A 16,781-nucleotide genomic window follows, 5' to 3' on the forward strand; every position below is an offset into this window, starting at 1 on the left:
CAGTTCCCGAGAGCCCCGCCTGCTCCGCTGATCGGCGGAGCAGGCGGCGCAACTCTTTCATCGGGAATTCTCCGTCCCATACGCTGAAAGACGTGTAATCAGGTGAGTTCTCAAGGCCGAACACAGCAAGGATTCCCGGCATCTCGTTCAGATAGTCCTCGAACTGCCGGAGCGGCTTGTTGACTTCCTCTTTGAGCAGGAGCAACGCGATCTTCGTGGATTTGTCGTACCCGTCGTCGCCGTCGGCGACGACGGGTACATCTGGCTCTTCTACGTGGGTCGTGGCAAACTCATAAAACGTCTGTGCGAGGTTCCTGAGACGTCCCATATCGCCAGACGGCGTCCAAATCCCCTGAAATCAGCGATACAATCCGCAGAGGGCGTCGGCGTTCAACGGAGCAACACAGAACGAAACAACGGCGACGGGATCGAAAGCGACGGACTACAGCTCCGGCACGTTCATATGGAACCCTTCCGAGCGCGACTCGACGAGACAGAGGTGGTAGCCGGATTTCCGCGAGAGATTGACGTAACTCAGCTTCGAGCTGCGGCTGAGGAAGCCGCTGCTCGTCGCCTGTTCAGCCACTTCGAGCGCGCCGGGCTCGAAGTAACTCGAGGTGACGGCGATCGCGGCCGCAAGGTCCGGATAGTTGGCTTTGACGGCGGAGGCGGCTTCCTCAAGTTCTGCGAGGAGGTCTTTCGTCGCGGGCTCGCGCGAGTCGTTGAGCGTGACCAGCAGTAACGGGTTCCCCATCTTGTCGAACGCGACGATATCGAACGTCAACTCCTCGGGGACGTCGTCGGTGTCGTCGTCGGCAAGCGAGATGGTTGCGCCGAGTTCGGCCCGGTCGATTCGCGGGATCGCATCGTAGAGGTCGCCCAGTCCGTCGGCGTTCCCGGTATCGCGGATCTCATACAGGAGCATCTCGGTGAGCCAGTCGACGAACCGATACTCCATCGTCGTCTCGAGAAAGTCGTCGTACGGTTGTCCGTCGACGGCCGCGTCGTTCGAGTCGAAGCCGGTGTGATGTTCCAGTCGCAGGTTCGATGCGACCTCATTGCGATCGGCGTCGCCGTCATGGGCCGTCTCGAGGGTCGGCTGGCTCTTCGAGGCGTATCTGACGAAGAGGTTCGTCTGCGAAAGCGCCTGCTGGGGCGATAGCTGCGTCCCGGCGCTGACGTCGGCCGCCGCGCCACCGGCGTCGTGCGTTTGCGCGTGTTCGAGTTCCGTCTCGAGGTCGTCGATCCGGGACTGAAGCCGGTCGACTGTCGCGGATAGGTCGTCGTTCTCAGCGCGCAGCCGATCGCGTTCGGCCTCGAGTTCCTCGGCTTTCGTCGCGAGTGAGTCGCGTTGTTCCTGCAGTGTCTCGACTTTCTCGGTCAGCGCCGCAACTCGGTCACTGTGTGCGTCGGTCGCGGCAGCAGCACCCTGTGTTCGGCTGCCAGCCTGTGTGCGTGATTGGTCCGCACGGGAGCCGGACGTGCTGGCCGACGCCGCGGCTCGATCCGACGACTGAGTCGGTGACTGTGCAGCGGACGAGGAGGCGTCCGTGTTCGTCTCGGACGCCGTCGACGGTTGGTCCATGCGCAGTTCGCGGCCATCCGTGCTCGAACTCGAGTCAGCATCTGAGTCGCTGTTGTCAGGATCGATCGAGGGAATACGCCGCGTCTCGCGCCACTCCTCTTCACGTTCGAACTCCTCTTCGAGTCCGTCACCCGTCGTCTCGGACTCGGTGTCAGGGCCGTCACTGGCCGAGCCAGTCGCTGGCTCGTCATCATCGTCAACCCAGGAGATGCCGTTGCGATCGAGTTCCTCCGCGGCTGCTTCGATTTCTGCAAGTTCGGGGTCCGTCGTGACGTCGACGTCCACTGTCGACGACTCGTCAACCGAGTCTAACTCTGACTCCGACTCGGCATCAACCGGTTCAGCCTCCGTCTCGGCGTCTTGTGTCGCGGTCTGAGATGGGTCATCGACAGCGGCCGTCTCGGCTGCGGACGCCGGTTCAGTGTCACCGACGGACGGCGACTCGGTAATCCCGGCCGACGGTGGCTCAGGTTCGACCTCGCTGGTATCGGTCGCGGTAATACCCGTCGGATCGTCCGTGAGGTCCGTTTCCGACGACAGCGGCGACTCGTCATCGCTGACGTCTTCGGTCGACTCCGTCTCAGCCGCAGGGGCAGCGTCAACGGTTTCAGTACTCGAGATGTCGATCGGCTCGAGCGACGACGATCCCATGGGGTCGGACTCTGACGCGTCATCGGTCGGCGCATCGGAAGCGCTGGTATCGGTCGTGGCGTCAGGGGTCCCAGACTCGGTCGCCGAGTCCGTCTCCGACGCCGAATCAGCTGTCCCCGGGACGTCGATGACATTGATTTCGACGTCGATGACTTCGTAGATGCCGACTTCGTCGGCCGCGCGTTCGAACGCTTCCTCGCCTGTGAGCAGCCGTTCGGCGTTCCCGATGTACGCCGCAGCCATGCGACGACCGCCGTAGTAGACAGCGTAGTAGTCGCCGCTGAGAACGTTCTCGCTCAGTTCGATGTACCCGGTAAACGATCCGCTCTGGAGCGTCTCGTCGACTTCTCGAAGCGGCGTCTCGTTCGTATAGTACTTCGCCCGTGTCTCGCCGCCCTGTTCTTCCATCGTACAGAGCAAGGGCAGCGACGGATCGGGTGCCTCATAACACGTTCCCGAGGCGGTTTCGAAGTCGTCGATATCGCCATCGATGACGCCGACAACGCGGCCGTTGAGCATACAAAGCCACGTGCCAGCCGCCGATACAGCACCGGAGAAATCAGCGTGGGCGAGATCGGAGAGACCGTCGAACCCCCCGTTAAACGGGCGGGAGTCCCACTCCTCGACGCGCTCTTGCGTGCGCGGATCCATACGTCAACAAGCGGGAACCGCACCAAATACGTTTCGTCTAGACTGTCACTAGATCTTGGATTCTGCGTCCTCGGCGAGTTCTTTCATCCGCTTGCCGATCCGGCCGGCGCTCGAGAACTCATCGTCGCTCATCGCATTGGCGAGTGCGTTCCCGAGAACGAAGACCGCGTGTTTGTGTTCGCTTTTCGACTTGTGGACGTGCGAGGGGTCGACGTCGAGCTGGCGGTAGGGGTCGAACAGCGTTTCATCGACCTCCTCACGCTCCGAAAAGTACTCCATGATGACGACGAGTTCTTCGTGGAGCTCGAGGAGTTCGTCCTTATGCATACGCGCTGTTAGGAAGGGTTTCGATTTAAGCGTTGTGTGGCCCCGTGTCGCAAAATCGAACGCGACCGCTCAGCGGGGGGATGACGGAGTCCTGTCAAGAACGGAGCAACCACCGGGACGTGGAGTCGTGGCGTGATCAGTCGGCGCTGGCAGACGTAATGTCTGCATCCGCGGCCTCCTCACGGTGGTCTGCAGGGAACCACGCGAGTTTGTGATCGGCGGTGACGCGAACGGCGACGCGCTCGTCTAAGTCGATATGATCGGAGTGGTTGTGCATACACTCGATCGTTTCGCCACCATCGAGTTCGACACGATAGAGGACGGTCGGGCCGAGATAGCGCCGATAGACGACGTGGCCGTCGGCCTCCGCGCCGTCGGCAGGGTAGGCCGTGACGTCGTCGGGTCGAATAAGGAGGTCGACAGTCGAGCCGTCGTATTGGTGGGCCAGCCCATGAACGTCATCGCGGAGGACGCGACCGAGTGCAGTGTCGACGCTGTCGCCGTGGACCTCTCCCGGGAGGAAACTGGCGTGGCCCAGAAAGCCAGCGACAAATCGCGATTCGGGCTGCTGGAAGACTTCTTGGGGGGTATCGATCTGTTCGATGTCGCCGTCATTCATCACGGCGACGCGGTCTGAAATGGACAGCGCCTCCTCCTGGTCGTGGGTCACGGAGATCGCGGTGACGCCAGTCTGCTTGATGATCCGGCGAACCTCTTCGCGCATCTCGACGCGTAGATCCACGTCCAGACTCGAGAAGGGTTCGTCGAGCAACAGCATCTCGGGTTCGGGAGCCAGCGAGCGGGCAAGCGCGATGCGCTGTTGTTGGCCGCCGGAGAGTTCGTTCGGATAGTGGTCGCCGTGGGCCTCGAGGCCGACGAGCTCGAGCAGTTCGTCGACGCGGCTCGCGCGCTCGCTCTCGGATCGATCCTGCAAGCCGAAGGCGACGTTCTCGCGGGCGGTCAGGTGTGGAAAGAGCGCGAAGTCCTGAAAAACAACGCCGACATCGCGGTCTTCAGGCGGGACGAACCGGCCGTCACCCGAGACCGTTTCGCCTTGCAATTGGATCCGGCCATCGTTGGGTTTCTCGAGGCCGGCGATCAGCCGAAGCGTCGTGGTCTTTCCGCAGCCGGATGGGCCGAGCAGGGTCAGGATTTCACCGTCACGGACGGCAATCGAGAGGTCGCCGATGACCTCCTGAGTCCCGTAGCGTTTCGCGATACCGTCGAGTTCGAGAACCGTCTCGCTCGTCGTCGGCTCGTTGGATCGGTTCTCGACCGCCGTCGTAAGCAGTTCTCCTTTGGCCATATCTCGACCCTCCGGCAGCTGCCGGCACACATTCCCTTTAGGCGTGCCTAAATCACTTATAATTGCCGGTTCGGCTCCAGACAGCGGAGATAACGGCTCACTCGGGAGAAAAGCGGGCGAGCCCGCCGTTGCTCAGAGTTCGACGCCGCTTGGGATCAGGCTATGCTGTCGAAGCAAACTCCCCTCGTCGTCGTAGACCAGAAACGTTCGCTTATCGTAGCTGACGAACGGCTCGCCATCGAGCGTGATCTCGACGCGATACTGGCCCTCGTCGCCCGCGGTCTCGCCGTAGCGCCGTGCAGCGCGGATGAACTGCAAGACGTCGGTGGCGTCTTCGTTGAGTTCGAGGATGAACTCGCCGGTGATGCGGTTGGTCACGCTCACTACCCCCGCAGTATCGTCCTCGAGCGGTCCCTGTAGCCGGAGGGCTGTGTCCGTCTCGCTCGCCTCGAGAACGTCGCCGTCGGGACCAGTCAGGCGCTCGCGAAGCATCGCTTCCGGGCCGGTGAAGTCGATCGCTACCGAGGGTTTTTTCGGCTCGCCGTCGGTTTCGGCCCAGTCGATATTGGTGACATCTAACGTGAAGTGCTCGCGCCTCATTCCGTACATGACCTTTCGGCCTCGTGCAGTATGAACGTAACGCACGGAGAACACGTCTCCGGTGACACATCGAGGTCGTCGGCGCGGCCGAGCTACTGGCAAGCACGTGCCCGACCGTATCGGCGTCGCAGCGAGTAGAAACCCTTTAGTCTGCGACGACGATATCGACGGTGGGAAGCGCACGGCCGCAAATCCGACTGTGTCACCCCCTTTTCCGGGTGGCTTGGGATTGCGGAAGTGCACGGCGAGAGCCGGCTGCTGTCGGCAGACACGCCGCCGTCGAGGCGCGTGCGCGCTCGACAGCGAACACGAGCGGTCAGTGCGATTCCTATCCTCAAACAATGGCACGAATGCACACCCGCCGTCGCGGCTCGTCCGGTTCGGACAAGCCGTCGGCAGACGAACCGCCGGAGTGGAGCGACGTCGACCCCGAAGATATCGAATCTCGGGTCGTCGAACTGGCAGAGCAGGGCTACGATCCCAGTCAGATCGGGATGAAGCTGCGTGACGAAGGCGTCACCGGCACGCCCGTCCCGGACGTCAAGCTGGCGACCGGGAAGAAAGTCACCGAGATCCTCGAGGAGAACGACGCCACGTCCGACATTCCCGAGGACCTTCGGAACCTGATGGAGCGCGCCGTGCGCCTGCGCGAGCACGTCCAGGCCAACCCCCAGGACTACCAGAACAAACGCGCCCTGCAGAACACCGAGTCGAAGGTGCGCCGTCTGGTTGATTACTACCGCGGCGACGAACTCGAGGCTGACTTCACGTACTCCTACGACGTCGCAGTCGAGCTCCTCGAGAACGAGTAACACCGTATGTCCACCGAGGGTCGATCCGCCGAGTCGGCGTCTGCCACGAACACCCTCGAGAGCGCCGGCTTCGTTCGGCTGCTCACCCGCGCCGATGGCGATGCCCTCGCCGCGAGCGGACTGCTCGCGAGCGCGCTCGACGACAGCGAGACGCCGTTTCAGGTGACCGTCGCACCCACAGTTGCGGCACGATCCAAGCGGGTTCATAGGCCGGCAAGCGAGGGCGACGTGACCGTCGTCGTCGGCACCGCTGACGCAGCCGACGCGGCCGACGTCATCCAGCTTGCGGCACCCGATCGACCGGCGACACTCGAAGCAGTCGATCTCGTCCGTGACCTCGACGTGACGCCGGATCCGGTCGTCGCACTCGCCGGCATCGTCGCAAGCGGCGGCGAACCCGGCGCAGGCGAAAGCGAATGGCTCGAAACAGCTGCACGCGAGCAGGGCCTGCTCGAGCAGCGCCCGGGCGTTGCGATTCCGACCGTCGATCCGGTCGACGGGCTCGCTCACTCGACACGGCTGCATGCGCCGTGGTCGGGCGACCGGGACGCGACCCGCGAGGCGCTCGCTGACGTTGTCGATGGCGATCACACCGATTTCGACCCGGAGGACCACCGAGCAATCGCCTCGCTGGTCGCACTCGACGTCGTCGGTGCCGACGGGGCGACTGACGCTGCCGCAAAGACGATCGGCCAAGCGTTACAGCCGTCCGTGACGCCCGACGGCCCCTTCGAGACGCTCGGCGGCTTCGCCGACGTACTCGAGGCGACGGCCAGCGCAGCCCCCGGAACGGGCGTCGCGCTGGCGATGGGCCACGACGTCCGCGAGCGAGCACTCGAGGGCTGGCGCGAGTATGGACGCCGAGCCCAGGTGGCGCTCAGGGACGGCTCGACTGGCCGCTACGACGGGCTGTTCGTCGTCGGCATCGATGACGGCCCCGTCGACGCCATCGCACGGCTCGCGGTTGCCTACCGGTCGCCCGAGCCAACCGTCCTCGCCGTCGGAGACGGTGAGGCGGCAATCGCGACCCGCGAGGCAGACTCTCTTGGCGCGACCGTCGAGGCAGTCGCCCGCGAGCTCGCACAGCGAGCGCCCGAGGCTGACGTCGACTACGATGGCGGCCAGCGGCGTGGCTACCTACAGTTCGACCCCGACGTGGACGAGACGACAATCATCGCAGCAGTGAGGGAACGCCTATGAGTCGGCACGCAACGATTCGGACGGCCCACGACGACGCGACGCTTGTCGCACGGGCGCTTCGCCCGGACAACACCGACGAGATGGAGACGACCGTCGACCGCGACGGTGAGACCGCGACGGTCGTCACGCACATCGAACGCGAGACGACCAGCGGCCTGCAGTCGACGGTCGACGACTACGTCGTCAACCTCGAGGTTGCGATCGACATCGTTTCACAGGCACGAACCGAACAGCACGCAGAACCGACGGACACGGGAGCTGTGTCCGACCGCGATAGCGACTCAACACACGATACACAATGAGTGAACGATCAGTTTCACGCGCGAAACAGGAGAAGCGGTGGTACACCGTCCTGGCACCAGAGCAGTTCGACCGCCAGGAACTCGGCGAGACCCCCGCTGACGAGCCGGAGAAAGTCTACGACCGAACCATCGAAACGACGCTCGGCGAACTCACGAACAACGCCAGCGAGAACAACACGAAGCTGACCTTCCAGGTCACCGATGTCGGCAGCGACAGCGCATACACGGAGTTCAAGGAACACTCCCTGACCCGTGACTACCTGCGTTCGCTGGTCCGTCGCGGTGCCTCGAAGATCGAGGCCTACGTCACCGTCCTCACGACGGACGACTACCGCGTCCAGATCCAGCCCGTCGCCTTCACGACCAAGAAGGCCGACGCAAGCCAGGAGAAGGCCATCCGCGAGCAGATGGTCCAGATGATCGAAGAGGCTGCCGAGGAGCGCTCCTTCGAGGAGCTTATCGACAGCGTCGTCGAAGGCCGCCTCTCCTCTGCCATCTACGGCGAGGCCAAAACGATCTACCCGCTGCGCCGCGTCGAGATCCAGAAGACCACCCTCGAGGCCCACCCCGAGGAAGTCGCCGAAGAAGAAGCGGCCGCCGTCGACGTCGACGAAGACGACGTCGCCACGGACGACTAAGCCGGTCGCTCCTCGATTTCACTGCCACTTTTTGATGCTGCCTCTCGAGCCGGTAGCTGACGGCTCGAGCGGAGCTGACAATGAGAGCATCGATAGAAAAAGCGAACTGACGCGGCTCGCAGTCGTCACTCGGAGACGACGATCTTCCCGTCCATCTCCGCGCGTTCGTGTGGGATACAGAAGTACTCGTAGGTGCCCGGCACCTCGAAGGTGTGTTCGAACGTCTCGCGTGGACCGAGGCGACCGGCTTGTTCGAGCTGCCAAGCGTTGCGTGCCGACTCCTGATTCTCGAAGCCACCGGTCGCGAAAAAGGAAGCCCCGTCCGGGATCCCGTTGTCGTAGGCGGTGACGGTGTGGTAGGCCTCGCTCGTGTTCTTCCAGACGACGGTCTCGCCGACGGAAATCTCGTAGACATCAGGGAGGAACGTAGTTCGATTCATACCGATGTGACAGTCCTCGCCGGAACAGGGATCGCTCGCGCCGGTACTGATCGCGGACGAACACCCTGCCAGGCCAGCCGAAACGGCAGTCCCGACAGCAGCGAGATAGACACGCCGGTGCATGCCCTTCCGTTAGGACAGTTGCCGTATAACGGCCCCGGTTCAGTTGTCGAAATCGGCCCCGTGGAAACGAAAACACGTAAGGTATCTCCCCGTCGAATCGGGCTATATGCTCCCCCGGTTCGTCGGTCGACTGGGCGTCGCTGACGCGGTGACGATCGCCAACGCCGCGCTGGGGTTCGTCGCAGTCGTCATCGCGAGCGTCAACATCGACCTGGCCGCCCGACTGATCCTGCTGGCGGCGATCGCGGACGGCCTCGACGGCATCCTCGCACGCCGCTATGGTGGCACCGACGCTGGCCCCTATCTCGACTCGCTTGCCGATGTCGCCTCCTTCGCCGTCGCCCCTGCCGTCCTCTCGTTTACCGTCGTCACCGACGGCCTCGAGATCGCGTTCGACGCGATCACCGCCGAACTCCTGGCTGTGACCGGCGTCTGTGCGCTGTTCGTCGCGATGGCTGTCACGCGACTGGGGATGTACACCGCCTACGACGTCACCGGCAGTCACACCGAAGGCGTCCAGACGACACTGGCCGCGACGATCCTCGGCGCAGCCATTCTCGCGGGCGAAACCCAGCCCGAACTCGTTCTCGCTGTCACCGCCGCATTCTCTTATCTGATGGTCTCGCGGATCGAATATCCCGATCTGCTGGCTCGAGACGCGGCGATTATGGGCGTCGTCCACGCGCTCGCGATTCTCGTGCCGACCGTTGCCGGGCGGACGTTTCCGTACGCGCTTCTCACACTCGGACTGGCGTACATGACGCTCAGTCCCTGGTTCTACTGGGGCGAGACGGAGCGAGCGGCGGAGACGGATGTCGATGTGCATGGAAACGCTTAGGACCGTGCTGACACGACAGTAAGGTATGCACACTGTCACGCGTCGGCGTCGTCCCCGGGTGGTACGATGAGTGAGGACGAGGCAAACGGTGACGACGCGGCCGCCGAAGCCGAACCGGACGAGGAGGAGTCGGTCGATCCCGAGGCCATCGACGAGCGACTTACGACGCTCGCCGCCGAGCTCGAGGAGCTCGATGCGGACCTCGAGGCGGCCGAGACCGAAGACGACCTCGACGTCGTCGAAGCGGATCTCGACTCGTTTCGTGAGGACCTCGAGAGCGTCGAGGTTCCGGAGCCACCGGAACCCGACGAGGACGAGGAGGAAGACGAAGAGCCCGCGCCCGAAGAGGAACTGCAAGACGAGTACGATGAGATCGAAAGCGATCTCTCCGATCTCGAGTCCGATCTCGAGGACCAGCGCGGCCCCTACGGCGAAGACGTCGTCAGTGAAATCAACAGTGCCAGCGGTACGATCACGAGCACCCGCTGGACCGAGGAAGGCAACGCCGAACTGATCGAGGCGATCGAGAACTTCCTCGACGAATTCAACGGCCTGCTCGACAGTTCGGTCACGCTGGTCGACGAGGGCGACGACGTGTCAGCCCAACTCGACGCGACCCTCGACGACGCCGTCGACGCCGTCGAGGCCGCAGCCCTCGACGCCGACGACGACGCGGAGACGATCGCCGGCCTGCTCGAGACCGCCGACGACCTCCAGAGCGATATCGACGATGCGACCGAGTGGGCGGATCTCGAGGTCCGCGAACAGCTCCGTCGGGAGGGCTACTACGACGTGCTCGAGCACGTCAAAGACTACCCGCCGGAGTGGCACGCGCTCAAGGTCCACGAGAAACGCGGCAACGTCGACATGATCCTCCTTGCACTGGATACCTTCGACTCCGATTACATGGAGGAACACTGCATGGAGGCCTTAGAGCGGATGGGACCCGAGGAGGCCATCGAGCCGATGCTCCAGAAGGCAAACCGCCGCGACCAGGCCGCAATGGCCGTCCTCGGCAAAATCGGCGTCGCCGACGAGAAGGTCGTCGACAAGCTCCTCGATTACGTCGACTCCAACCCGAACCTCCAGCAGCCCGCGTTCCGCGCGCTCGGCGAGATCGGCACCGAAGACGCCGTCGAGCCGATCGCCCAGCAACTCGTCGCCGACGAGGCCGACGTCCGAAGCTGGGCCGCTCGCGCGCTCGGCCTGATCGGTGACACCCGCGCCATCGAACCGCTCGCGGACGTCCTCGCAGACGACGATTCCGACCGCGTCCGCGCCAGCGCGGCGTGGGCACTTCGCCAGATCGGCACCACGGAAGCCCTCGAGGTCGTCGCCGGATACGACGACGACCGTGCCTACCTCGTCCAGGCCGAAGCCGAGAGCGTCGACCTCGAGCCAGCAGCCTGACGACGCGACACGGCTTTTTCGATCCGCGTTCGACGCACACAGCGGTGATTGGGGCTACGCTCCGAGCGTTTAAGTACGGAGACGCGCCCAAACCGGGCGATGACCTCCCGACGGGCCGCCCTCGTCGCTGTGTTCGGCTGTTGTTTGATCGCCAGCACCACGATACTCTCCGGGTTCGCCTTTGCCACTGAACCGGCAGCGAGCGAGCGACACGTCGCTCGAGCACCGTCGGGTTTGGGTGGCAGCGACAGCGCGACTGCTCGTGCCTGTCCCGCTCGAGCGTCCACTACTCACCCCTCCACTGAGCCGCCACCAAGCCCGCAGATCGTTGGCCTCTCCCCGAACCCCACGACCGACGACGACGCCGGCGAGTTCGTCGTCCTCGAAACGCCACCTGACACTCGGCTCGCGGAGCTGACGCTCACTGATGGCCACACGACGGCCGCACTCCCGAACGAAACGGTCTCCGGGCGCGTCGCCCTCAGTACGGCTCCGAACGTCACCGAGACGCTGACCGACACCCCTGTCCTCGCACTCGAGGGACACCTCCAACTCGCCAACGGCGGTGATCGGCTCCGCCTTCGAAACGCAACGACGACGATCGACGCAGTGTCATACGACAGCGCGCCGGCGGCCGAACGGTGGTATCGAACAGCGGCCCCTAACGAGGCGACCCCCGTTACCGACGGCCGGTGGTGGCCACGAGACGCGACCTGTCTGCCTGTCTCGAGCGCCGCAGTCGAAGAGGCGACGGCGTTCGTCCTTCCCGACGCGCCAGGCGTCCCACGGAAGACGATCCGATCTGCCGACGAACGGCTGTTCCTCGCCGGCTACACCGTCACCTCAGAGGCGGTCGCCGCCGACCTTGTCGACGCGGCCGAACGCGGCGTCGAGGTCCAAGTCCTCCTCGAGGCAAGCCCCGTCGGCGGGACACCGGCACCGACCGCAGACGTCCTCGAGACGCTCGAGGAAGGCGGCGTCGCGGTGCGAGTCATCGGCGGCGACGGTGCACGCTACCGGTATCACCATCCCAAATACGCCGTCGCCGACGACCGCGTGCTAGTCACCACGGAAAACTGGAAGCCCGCAGGCGTCGGCGGCGAGAGCAGCCGCGGCTGGGGCGTCCGCCTCGAGGACGAGGCCCTCGCGGCCGATCTCGCGGGTGTCTTCCGAGCCGATTTCGAGGGATGGGATACGACCGCTAGCGCGGCCTATCGCGCGAACACCTCGTTCGTCGACGACGATGATCCGGTCGTCACCGCGCGTGATACTTCGTTTCCGACGGTCCACGAACCCGCAACGGTGCCTGTCGAGTCGGCCGAGCTGTTAGTCGCACCGGATAACGCCGAGTACCGGCTTCAGGACCTGCTCCGTGGGGCCGACGACGAGATTCTCGTCGTCCAACCCAGTATCGCAACCGACGTTTCGCTACTCGAGGCGACGCTCGAGGCGGCCCGCCGCGGTGTCGACGTTCGCATCCTGCTCGGATCGACGTGGTACAACGCCGAAGAAAACAAGCGACTCGCAGCCGACCTTGAGCGCCTCGCTACCAGCGACGATCTCCCGCTCGAGGTGCAACTCGTTTCGGATACCGATCGCTTCGAAAAGATCCACGCGAAAGGCATCGTCATCGACCGGGAGATGGCGATCGTCGGCAGCGCCAATTGGAACGAAAACTCGCTCGAGAACAATCGCGAGGTGCTCGTCGTCCTCCATGGCGCGGAGATCGCGACCTACTACGCGGACGTATTCGAGACGGACTGGTCCGGCGATACCTGGCGGTTCCCGATCGGACTCAGCGCCACCGTCGTCGCTGCCATCGTCGGCCGACGCTATGTGCGCTTCGGGGGCCCACCGTCCGAATACACCTGAGACGGGCTGTTGTCACTGTGGGACGGCGTACCACCTACCCGTCATACGGGTGTGCCGGAACTGACTGACAAGAGTCCGTATGGAATATGAAAATCAGTCCGCGCGGCCGCTGATTTCGAGGAGTTCGCAGTGATCGGCCTCGGGGTCGAAACAGTCGGGACACTGCTCGGGCCGGTCGATGATCGTATCCAGACGCTCTGCGACGGTATCGTCGATGACGCTCTCGAGCGCGCGTGCTTCCTCGCGGAACTCCTCGACTTCGAGGACGTTCGCGAGGAAGCGTTCGATGATGCAGTAGGTCTGAAGGGCGTCATGTGCACGCTCGAGGCCCTCGTCGGTCAGGCTCGCGCCCTTGTACTTTTCGTGTTCGACGAGTTCGCGATCCTGGAGTTTGCCGACCATTTCGTTGACACTCGCAGGGCTCACGTCGAGCAGATCCGCGAGTGTGCCGGTCGATGCGGGGCCATCTTCGATGCGCTGAGCCAGATAGATCGCCTTGAGATATTGATCTGCAGTGTTCATGCCATCCCTCCGTCGGTGCCGGTGTCTGCTACGGCCGTGTTGCGCCGGTGTAACCGCGTCCGGGTCCCAATACAGGCGTCGAACGGCGTTTCGCTGATGGTGGTCGACGCGGGTTCCCGTCTCTCGCTCATGCTCTGTGCTCCATGATTTCGGTCACTTCTTGAACGCCCTCTTTTTCCTCCTCGCGGATCTCGGAGAGCGTCTCGAGCAGTCGATCGCGATCGACTGCGAACTCGGTATCGGAGGCCTCGATTGCTGTTATCAGGTCGTCGTAGAACTTGTACGCCGTCTCTTCGTTGGCCAACTGATCGTAGAGGACGCCGTCAGTGTCTTCCGGCGGCCCATACTGGGCGTCGACCAGTGCGTTGATTTCCTCGTATTCGACCGTTTCAGCCTCGAGATCGTCGATCAGCGCCTCGAGTCGCTCGCGGTGGTCGGCCGACTCAGCAGCCGCTTCCACGAGTAACTCCTCCACTTCCGCGTCGAATTCCGCTCGCTCTTCCGGCGGGAGCGAGTCGATATGGAGGGCGGCGCGTGACTCGACGACTTCTTCCAGCACGACTCCGATTTGTAGCAATCGGGTCAGCTGATTGTCGCTCGAGACACGCTGTCCCAGACTCATATCTCGACAAGCGGGCCGCTGTTACTTAGTCGTCTCGGAGCACGAATCGAGAAAAACGGCAGAACGGAAACCTGCGATTCGAACGCGCGGTGTGCGCAGTTAGTCGCGCTGATGGAGTCGCCGTGGAATCTTCGATCCCACGAGTCGTTCACTCGCTCGTATAAACGAAACTCGGAGCGAGAGGGTCGTTTACTCTCGCTTGCGAAGACGCGCGCCAATCAGGTCTTCGAGGTCGTCGCGGAGTTCGTCGACGTCTACCTCCTCGAGGACGGGCACGAAGAAGCCATCGACGAGCATGTTGCGGGCCGACCGCGGGTCGACACCACGGGAGGTCATATAGAGGAGATCCTCTTGATCGATCTGACCGACCGTCGCAGAGTGGCTGGCCTCGGTGTCGTGGTTGTTGATGATCAGCTTCGGCGAGGCGTCGGCCTCGCTCTCGTCGGAGAGCATCAGCGTGTTCTCACGCTGGTAGGAGCTGGTGTCCCAGGCATCCTGCCCAACGTCCTGAACACCCTCGTAGACCGAGCGGGCGACGTCGTCGGTGACGCCGCGGGTCACGAGATCTGCGGTCGTGTGCTCGGCACGGTGCCAGACCTTCGCATCGAGATCGAAGTGCTGGTCGTTGTGGCCGTAGAATGCACCGACGATCTGCGTTTCGGAGCTATCGCCGCTGAGTTCCGTCGAGACCTCCGTCTTGGTTAGCTGCGTGCCGAGGTTGCCCTCGATCCAGTCGATCGTGGCGTAGGTGTCGGCGACGCCGCGCTTGACGGTGAAGTTGTAGGCGTCCTCAGAGAGGTTCTGGAGGCTGCCGTATTGGACGTAGCTGTTCTCGCCGGCAGCGACTTCGACGACGCCGCTGTAGTACTGCTCATCGGCCTCCTGGCCGGTGGACTGACGCTCGAGGATCGTGACCGAGGACGATTCCTCGGTCACGACGAGCGTGTAGTTGAACAGCGAGCGGGAGTTTTGCTCGGTGCGGACGGTGACGTCTTCGGCGTCGACGCCCTCGGGGACGTAGATGACCGTCCCGGTGCTAAAGAGGGCAGTCGAGAGCGCCGTCAGGTAGTTCTCCTGTGGGTCGACGATGGAGCCGAAGTGCTCTTTCAGGAGGTCCTCGTGTTCGTCGACGGCGTCAGCCCACGACAGCACGTCGACCTCGTCGGGGCCGACCTGGTCTTTATTCTCCGCTGCGTTGAGCGGATCCACGAGCGACTCGAAGTCGAGTTCGTGGAGGTTCGTCCAGTCCCGACCCGGCGTCCGGATGACATCGGGCATGTCGAGCTCCTCGAGCGCGTCGAGAGCCTCGAGACGTGTCTCTACGAGCCATTCGGGCTCGTCTAAGTCGCCCGAAATTTGGCGTACCTGTTCTTCCGTCAGATTGGCGTGTACCTGCGTGCTCATATTATCCGAGGCTCCCCTCCATCTCGAGTTCGATCAAGCGATTCAGTTCGACCGCGTACTCGATCGGCAGTTCTTCCGTAATCGGCTCGATGAAGCCGGCGACGATCATCTTCTTGGCGTCGTCGTCGTCCAGACCGCGGCTCTGGAGGTAGAAGATGTCCTCGTCGCCGATCTTGCCGACGGTCGCTTCGTGTGCGACGTCGACTTTCGATTCCTCGATCTCCATGTACGGCATGGTGTCCGAGGTCGACTCGTTGTCGAACATCAGCGCGTCACACTCGACGGCGGTGCTCGAGTTCTCGGCACCGTCGGCGATGTGGACGAGGCCGCGGTAGTTGGTGCGGCCGCCGTCTTTGGAGATCGACTTAGACTCGATGGTCGAACTCGTGTCGGGCGCGTTGTGGTAGACCTTCGCGCCGGTGTCGATGTCCTGGCCCTCGCCGGCGAAGGCGATGGTGATGTGGGTGTCGGTCGCGCCGCGACCCTTGAGGATCGAACACGGGTAGAGCATGGTGGCTTTCGAGCCCATGCTGCCCGAGACCCACTCCATCGTGCCGTTTGCTTCGACGATGGCACGCTTGGTGTTGAGATTGAAGGTGTTTTTCGACCAGTTCTGAACCGTCGAGTACTGGACGTGAGCGTCTTCGCCGACGAAGACTTCGACGCCACCCGAGTGCAGGTTGTGGGTGCCGTACTTCGGTGCGGAACAGCCCTCGATGTAGTGGACTTCAGCTCCTTCCTCGGCGATAATGAGCGTGTGCTCGAACTGGCCCATCCCTTCCGAGTTCATGCGGAAGTAGGCCTGCACGGGCATCTCGACGGTGACGCCTTCGGGGACGTAGACGAACGAGCCGCCGGACCAGACGGCCCCGTGCAGCGCCGCGAACTTGTTGTCGCTTGGCGGCACACAGGAGGTCATGAAGTGCTCTTTGACGAGCTCGGGGTGTTCCTGGACCGCGCGGTCCATGTTCATGAAGATGACACCCTTCTCCTCCCACTGCTCTTGCATGTTCTGGTAGACGACCTCCGACTCGTACTGGGCACCGACGCCCGAGAGGGCGTTCTTCTCGGCTTCCGGAATGCCTAGCTTGTCGAAGGTGTCTTTGATCTCGTCGGGGAGCTCCGTCCAGTCGTCGACGCCTTCACGCTTGTCGACGTCCGGGCGGATGTAGGGGACGATCTCTTCGATGTCCAGTTCGGAGAGGTCCGGCTGGCCGGGCCAATCCGTCGGCATCGGCATGTTCTGATACTGCTTGAGCGCACGCAGGCGGCGCTCGAGCATCCAGTCGGGCTCGTCTTTGTCCTCGGAGATCATGCGGATGACCTCCTCGGTCAGGCCCTTGTCGGATTTGACCGCGGCGTTCTGTTCTTTCTTGAACTCGAACCGGGCCTCGGTGTCTGTCTCTTGTAGGTGGTCTTGATCGGAACTCATTGGTTGATCGGTATTATGGTTACGGCTGTAGGGGTATTACGCTTGT

17 protein-coding genes and 1 pseudogene are annotated in these 16,781 nt (G+C 63.2%); 7 read left to right on the forward strand and 11 right to left on the reverse strand.

Annotated features, from left to right (window positions below):
* The 5 genes and pseudogenes from BSG09_RS00005 to BSG09_RS00025 form a co-directional block, all read right to left on the reverse strand.
* Positions 1-328: pseudogene (locus tag BSG09_RS00005) on the reverse strand (IS5/IS1182 family transposase); the annotation flags it as partial.
* 114 nt (positions 329-442) lie between these two features.
* Entirely contained in the window at positions 443-2,887 is a 2,445-nt protein-coding gene (locus BSG09_RS00010) for a DUF7527 domain-containing protein (RefSeq protein ID WP_092928808.1), read from the reverse strand.
* 48 nt (positions 2,888-2,935) lie between these two features.
* Positions 2,936-3,214 carry a UPF0058 family protein gene (locus tag BSG09_RS00015; RefSeq protein WP_092928810.1) on the reverse strand — a complete coding sequence of 93 codons (279 nt, stop codon included), beginning with the start codon at positions 3,212-3,214 and terminating at the stop codon, positions 2,936-2,938.
* A gap of 136 nt (positions 3,215-3,350) precedes the next feature.
* The gene (locus BSG09_RS00020) at positions 3,351-4,520 is read right to left on the reverse strand and encodes an ABC transporter ATP-binding protein (RefSeq protein WP_092928812.1); all 1,170 of its coding nucleotides are present in this window, start codon (positions 4,518-4,520) and stop codon (positions 3,351-3,353) included.
* A 132-nt stretch (positions 4,521-4,652) separates the two neighbouring features.
* Positions 4,653-5,120 carry a DUF5793 family protein gene (locus BSG09_RS00025; RefSeq protein ID WP_092929444.1) on the reverse strand — a complete coding sequence of 156 codons (468 nt, stop codon included), beginning with the start codon at positions 5,118-5,120 and terminating at the stop codon, positions 4,653-4,655.
* A 341-nt stretch (positions 5,121-5,461) separates the two neighbouring features.
* On the opposite strand from BSG09_RS00025, the gene BSG09_RS00030 reads away from it, so the two are divergent.
* From BSG09_RS00030 to BSG09_RS00045, 4 genes are read left to right on the forward strand one after another with little or no spacing between them, the layout of a single operon-like run.
* Positions 5,462-5,932: a 30S ribosomal protein S15 gene (locus BSG09_RS00030; protein ID WP_092928814.1), complete on the forward strand. Its 471-nt coding sequence runs from the start codon at positions 5,462-5,464 to the stop codon at positions 5,930-5,932.
* A gap of 6 nt (positions 5,933-5,938) precedes the next feature.
* Positions 5,939-7,132: an exonuclease gene (locus tag BSG09_RS00035; RefSeq protein ID WP_092928817.1), complete on the forward strand. Its 1,194-nt coding sequence runs from the start codon at positions 5,939-5,941 to the stop codon at positions 7,130-7,132.
* A complete protein-coding gene (locus tag BSG09_RS00040) occupies positions 7,129-7,434 on the forward strand; it encodes a KEOPS complex subunit Pcc1 (protein ID WP_092928819.1) in 306 nt (101 codons plus the stop codon). The genes BSG09_RS00035 and BSG09_RS00040 overlap by 4 nt, the downstream gene beginning before the upstream one ends.
* Complete coding sequence (locus BSG09_RS00045; protein ID WP_008009587.1) at positions 7,431-8,072, forward strand: 30S ribosomal protein S3ae; 642 nt, start codon at positions 7,431-7,433, stop codon at positions 8,070-8,072. Before BSG09_RS00040 ends, BSG09_RS00045 begins: the two co-directional genes overlap by 4 nt.
* A 125-nt stretch (positions 8,073-8,197) precedes the next feature.
* Here the strand turns inward: BSG09_RS00045 and BSG09_RS00050 are convergent, their stop codons facing one another.
* Entirely contained in the window at positions 8,198-8,635 is a 438-nt protein-coding gene (locus BSG09_RS00050; protein ID WP_092928821.1) for a cupredoxin domain-containing protein, read from the reverse strand.
* A 106-nt stretch (positions 8,636-8,741) separates the two neighbouring features.
* Between BSG09_RS00050 and BSG09_RS00055 the strand changes: the two genes are divergently transcribed.
* From BSG09_RS00055 to BSG09_RS00065, 3 genes are all read left to right on the forward strand, one after another.
* The gene (locus BSG09_RS00055; RefSeq protein ID WP_092928824.1) at positions 8,742-9,473 is read left to right on the forward strand and encodes a protein sorting system archaetidylserine synthase; all 732 of its coding nucleotides are present in this window, start codon (positions 8,742-8,744) and stop codon (positions 9,471-9,473) included.
* Between the two features lie 66 nt (positions 9,474-9,539).
* A complete protein-coding gene (locus tag BSG09_RS00060) occupies positions 9,540-10,883 on the forward strand; it encodes a HEAT repeat domain-containing protein (protein ID WP_092928826.1) in 1,344 nt (447 codons plus the stop codon).
* A gap of 99 nt (positions 10,884-10,982) precedes the next feature.
* Positions 10,983-12,755 (forward strand): phospholipase D-like domain-containing protein, encoded by a 1,773-nt coding sequence (locus BSG09_RS00065; protein WP_092928828.1) that lies wholly within the window; start codon positions 10,983-10,985, stop codon positions 12,753-12,755.
* A 93-nt stretch (positions 12,756-12,848) separates the two neighbouring features.
* Here BSG09_RS00065 and BSG09_RS00070 read toward each other — a convergent pair whose 3' ends face one another.
* The 5 genes from BSG09_RS00070 to sufB all read right to left on the reverse strand — a co-directional run bounded on the left by BSG09_RS00070 (position 12,849) and on the right by sufB (position 16,735).
* Positions 12,849-13,277 (reverse strand): metal-dependent transcriptional regulator, encoded by a 429-nt coding sequence (locus BSG09_RS00070; protein ID WP_092928830.1) that lies wholly within the window; start codon positions 13,275-13,277, stop codon positions 12,849-12,851.
* Entirely contained in the window at positions 13,274-13,408 is a 135-nt protein-coding gene (locus BSG09_RS21505) for a hypothetical protein (protein WP_262488504.1), read from the reverse strand. The genes BSG09_RS00070 and BSG09_RS21505 overlap by 4 nt, the downstream gene beginning before the upstream one ends.
* Positions 13,405-13,899, reverse strand: a complete 495-nt coding sequence (locus tag BSG09_RS00075) for a rubrerythrin (protein WP_092928832.1) — start codon at positions 13,897-13,899, stop codon at positions 13,405-13,407. The genes BSG09_RS21505 and BSG09_RS00075 overlap by 4 nt, the downstream gene beginning before the upstream one ends.
* 189 nt (positions 13,900-14,088) lie before the next feature.
* The gene (gene sufD, locus BSG09_RS00080) at positions 14,089-15,303 is read right to left on the reverse strand and encodes a Fe-S cluster assembly protein SufD (protein WP_092928834.1); all 1,215 of its coding nucleotides are present in this window, start codon (positions 15,301-15,303) and stop codon (positions 14,089-14,091) included.
* Between the two features lies 1 nt (position 15,304).
* Complete coding sequence (gene sufB, locus BSG09_RS00085; RefSeq protein ID WP_092928836.1) at positions 15,305-16,735, reverse strand: Fe-S cluster assembly protein SufB; 1,431 nt, start codon at positions 16,733-16,735, stop codon at positions 15,305-15,307.
* Positions 16,736-16,781 lie beyond the last annotated feature (46 nt).

Source organism: Natrinema hispanicum (genome assembly GCF_900111485.1).
In the GTDB taxonomy this organism is placed as follows: domain Archaea; phylum Halobacteriota; class Halobacteria; order Halobacteriales; family Natrialbaceae; genus Natrinema; species Natrinema hispanicum_A.

Bases quoted from the DNA above. Each gene is read 5' to 3' on its own strand.
- BSG09_RS00055 (WP_092928824.1), top strand. From the start codon at position 8,742: ATGCTCCCCCGGTTCGTCGGTCGACTGGGCGTCGCTGACGCGGTGACG.
- BSG09_RS00035 (WP_092928817.1), top strand. From the start codon at position 5,939: ATGTCCACCGAGGGTCGATCCGCCGAGTCGGCGTCTGCCACGAACACC.
- BSG09_RS00050 (WP_092928821.1), bottom strand. From the start codon at position 8,635: ATGCACCGGCGTGTCTATCTCGCTGCTGTCGGGACTGCCGTTTCGGCT.
- BSG09_RS00045 (WP_008009587.1), top strand. From the start codon at position 7,431: ATGAGTGAACGATCAGTTTCACGCGCGAAACAGGAGAAGCGGTGGTAC.
- BSG09_RS21505 (WP_262488504.1), bottom strand. From the start codon at position 13,408: ATGAGCGAGAGACGGGAACCCGCGTCGACCACCATCAGCGAAACGCCG.
- BSG09_RS00015 (WP_092928810.1), bottom strand. From the start codon at position 3,214: ATGCATAAGGACGAACTCCTCGAGCTCCACGAAGAACTCGTCGTCATC.
- BSG09_RS00020 (WP_092928812.1), bottom strand. From the start codon at position 4,520: ATGGCCAAAGGAGAACTGCTTACGACGGCGGTCGAGAACCGATCCAAC.
- BSG09_RS00010 (WP_092928808.1), bottom strand. From the start codon at position 2,887: ATGGATCCGCGCACGCAAGAGCGCGTCGAGGAGTGGGACTCCCGCCCG.
- BSG09_RS00060 (WP_092928826.1), top strand. From the start codon at position 9,540: ATGAGTGAGGACGAGGCAAACGGTGACGACGCGGCCGCCGAAGCCGAA.
- BSG09_RS00025 (WP_092929444.1), bottom strand. From the start codon at position 5,120: ATGAGGCGCGAGCACTTCACGTTAGATGTCACCAATATCGACTGGGCC.
- sufD (WP_092928834.1), bottom strand. From the start codon at position 15,303: ATGAGCACGCAGGTACACGCCAATCTGACGGAAGAACAGGTACGCCAA.
- BSG09_RS00030 (WP_092928814.1), top strand. From the start codon at position 5,462: ATGGCACGAATGCACACCCGCCGTCGCGGCTCGTCCGGTTCGGACAAG.
- BSG09_RS00070 (WP_092928830.1), bottom strand. From the start codon at position 13,277: ATGAACACTGCAGATCAATATCTCAAGGCGATCTATCTGGCTCAGCGC.
- sufB (WP_092928836.1), bottom strand. From the start codon at position 16,735: ATGAGTTCCGATCAAGACCACCTACAAGAGACAGACACCGAGGCCCGG.
- BSG09_RS00040 (WP_092928819.1), top strand. From the start codon at position 7,129: ATGAGTCGGCACGCAACGATTCGGACGGCCCACGACGACGCGACGCTT.
- BSG09_RS00075 (WP_092928832.1), bottom strand. From the start codon at position 13,899: ATGAGTCTGGGACAGCGTGTCTCGAGCGACAATCAGCTGACCCGATTG.
- BSG09_RS00065 (WP_092928828.1), top strand. From the start codon at position 10,983: ATGACCTCCCGACGGGCCGCCCTCGTCGCTGTGTTCGGCTGTTGTTTG.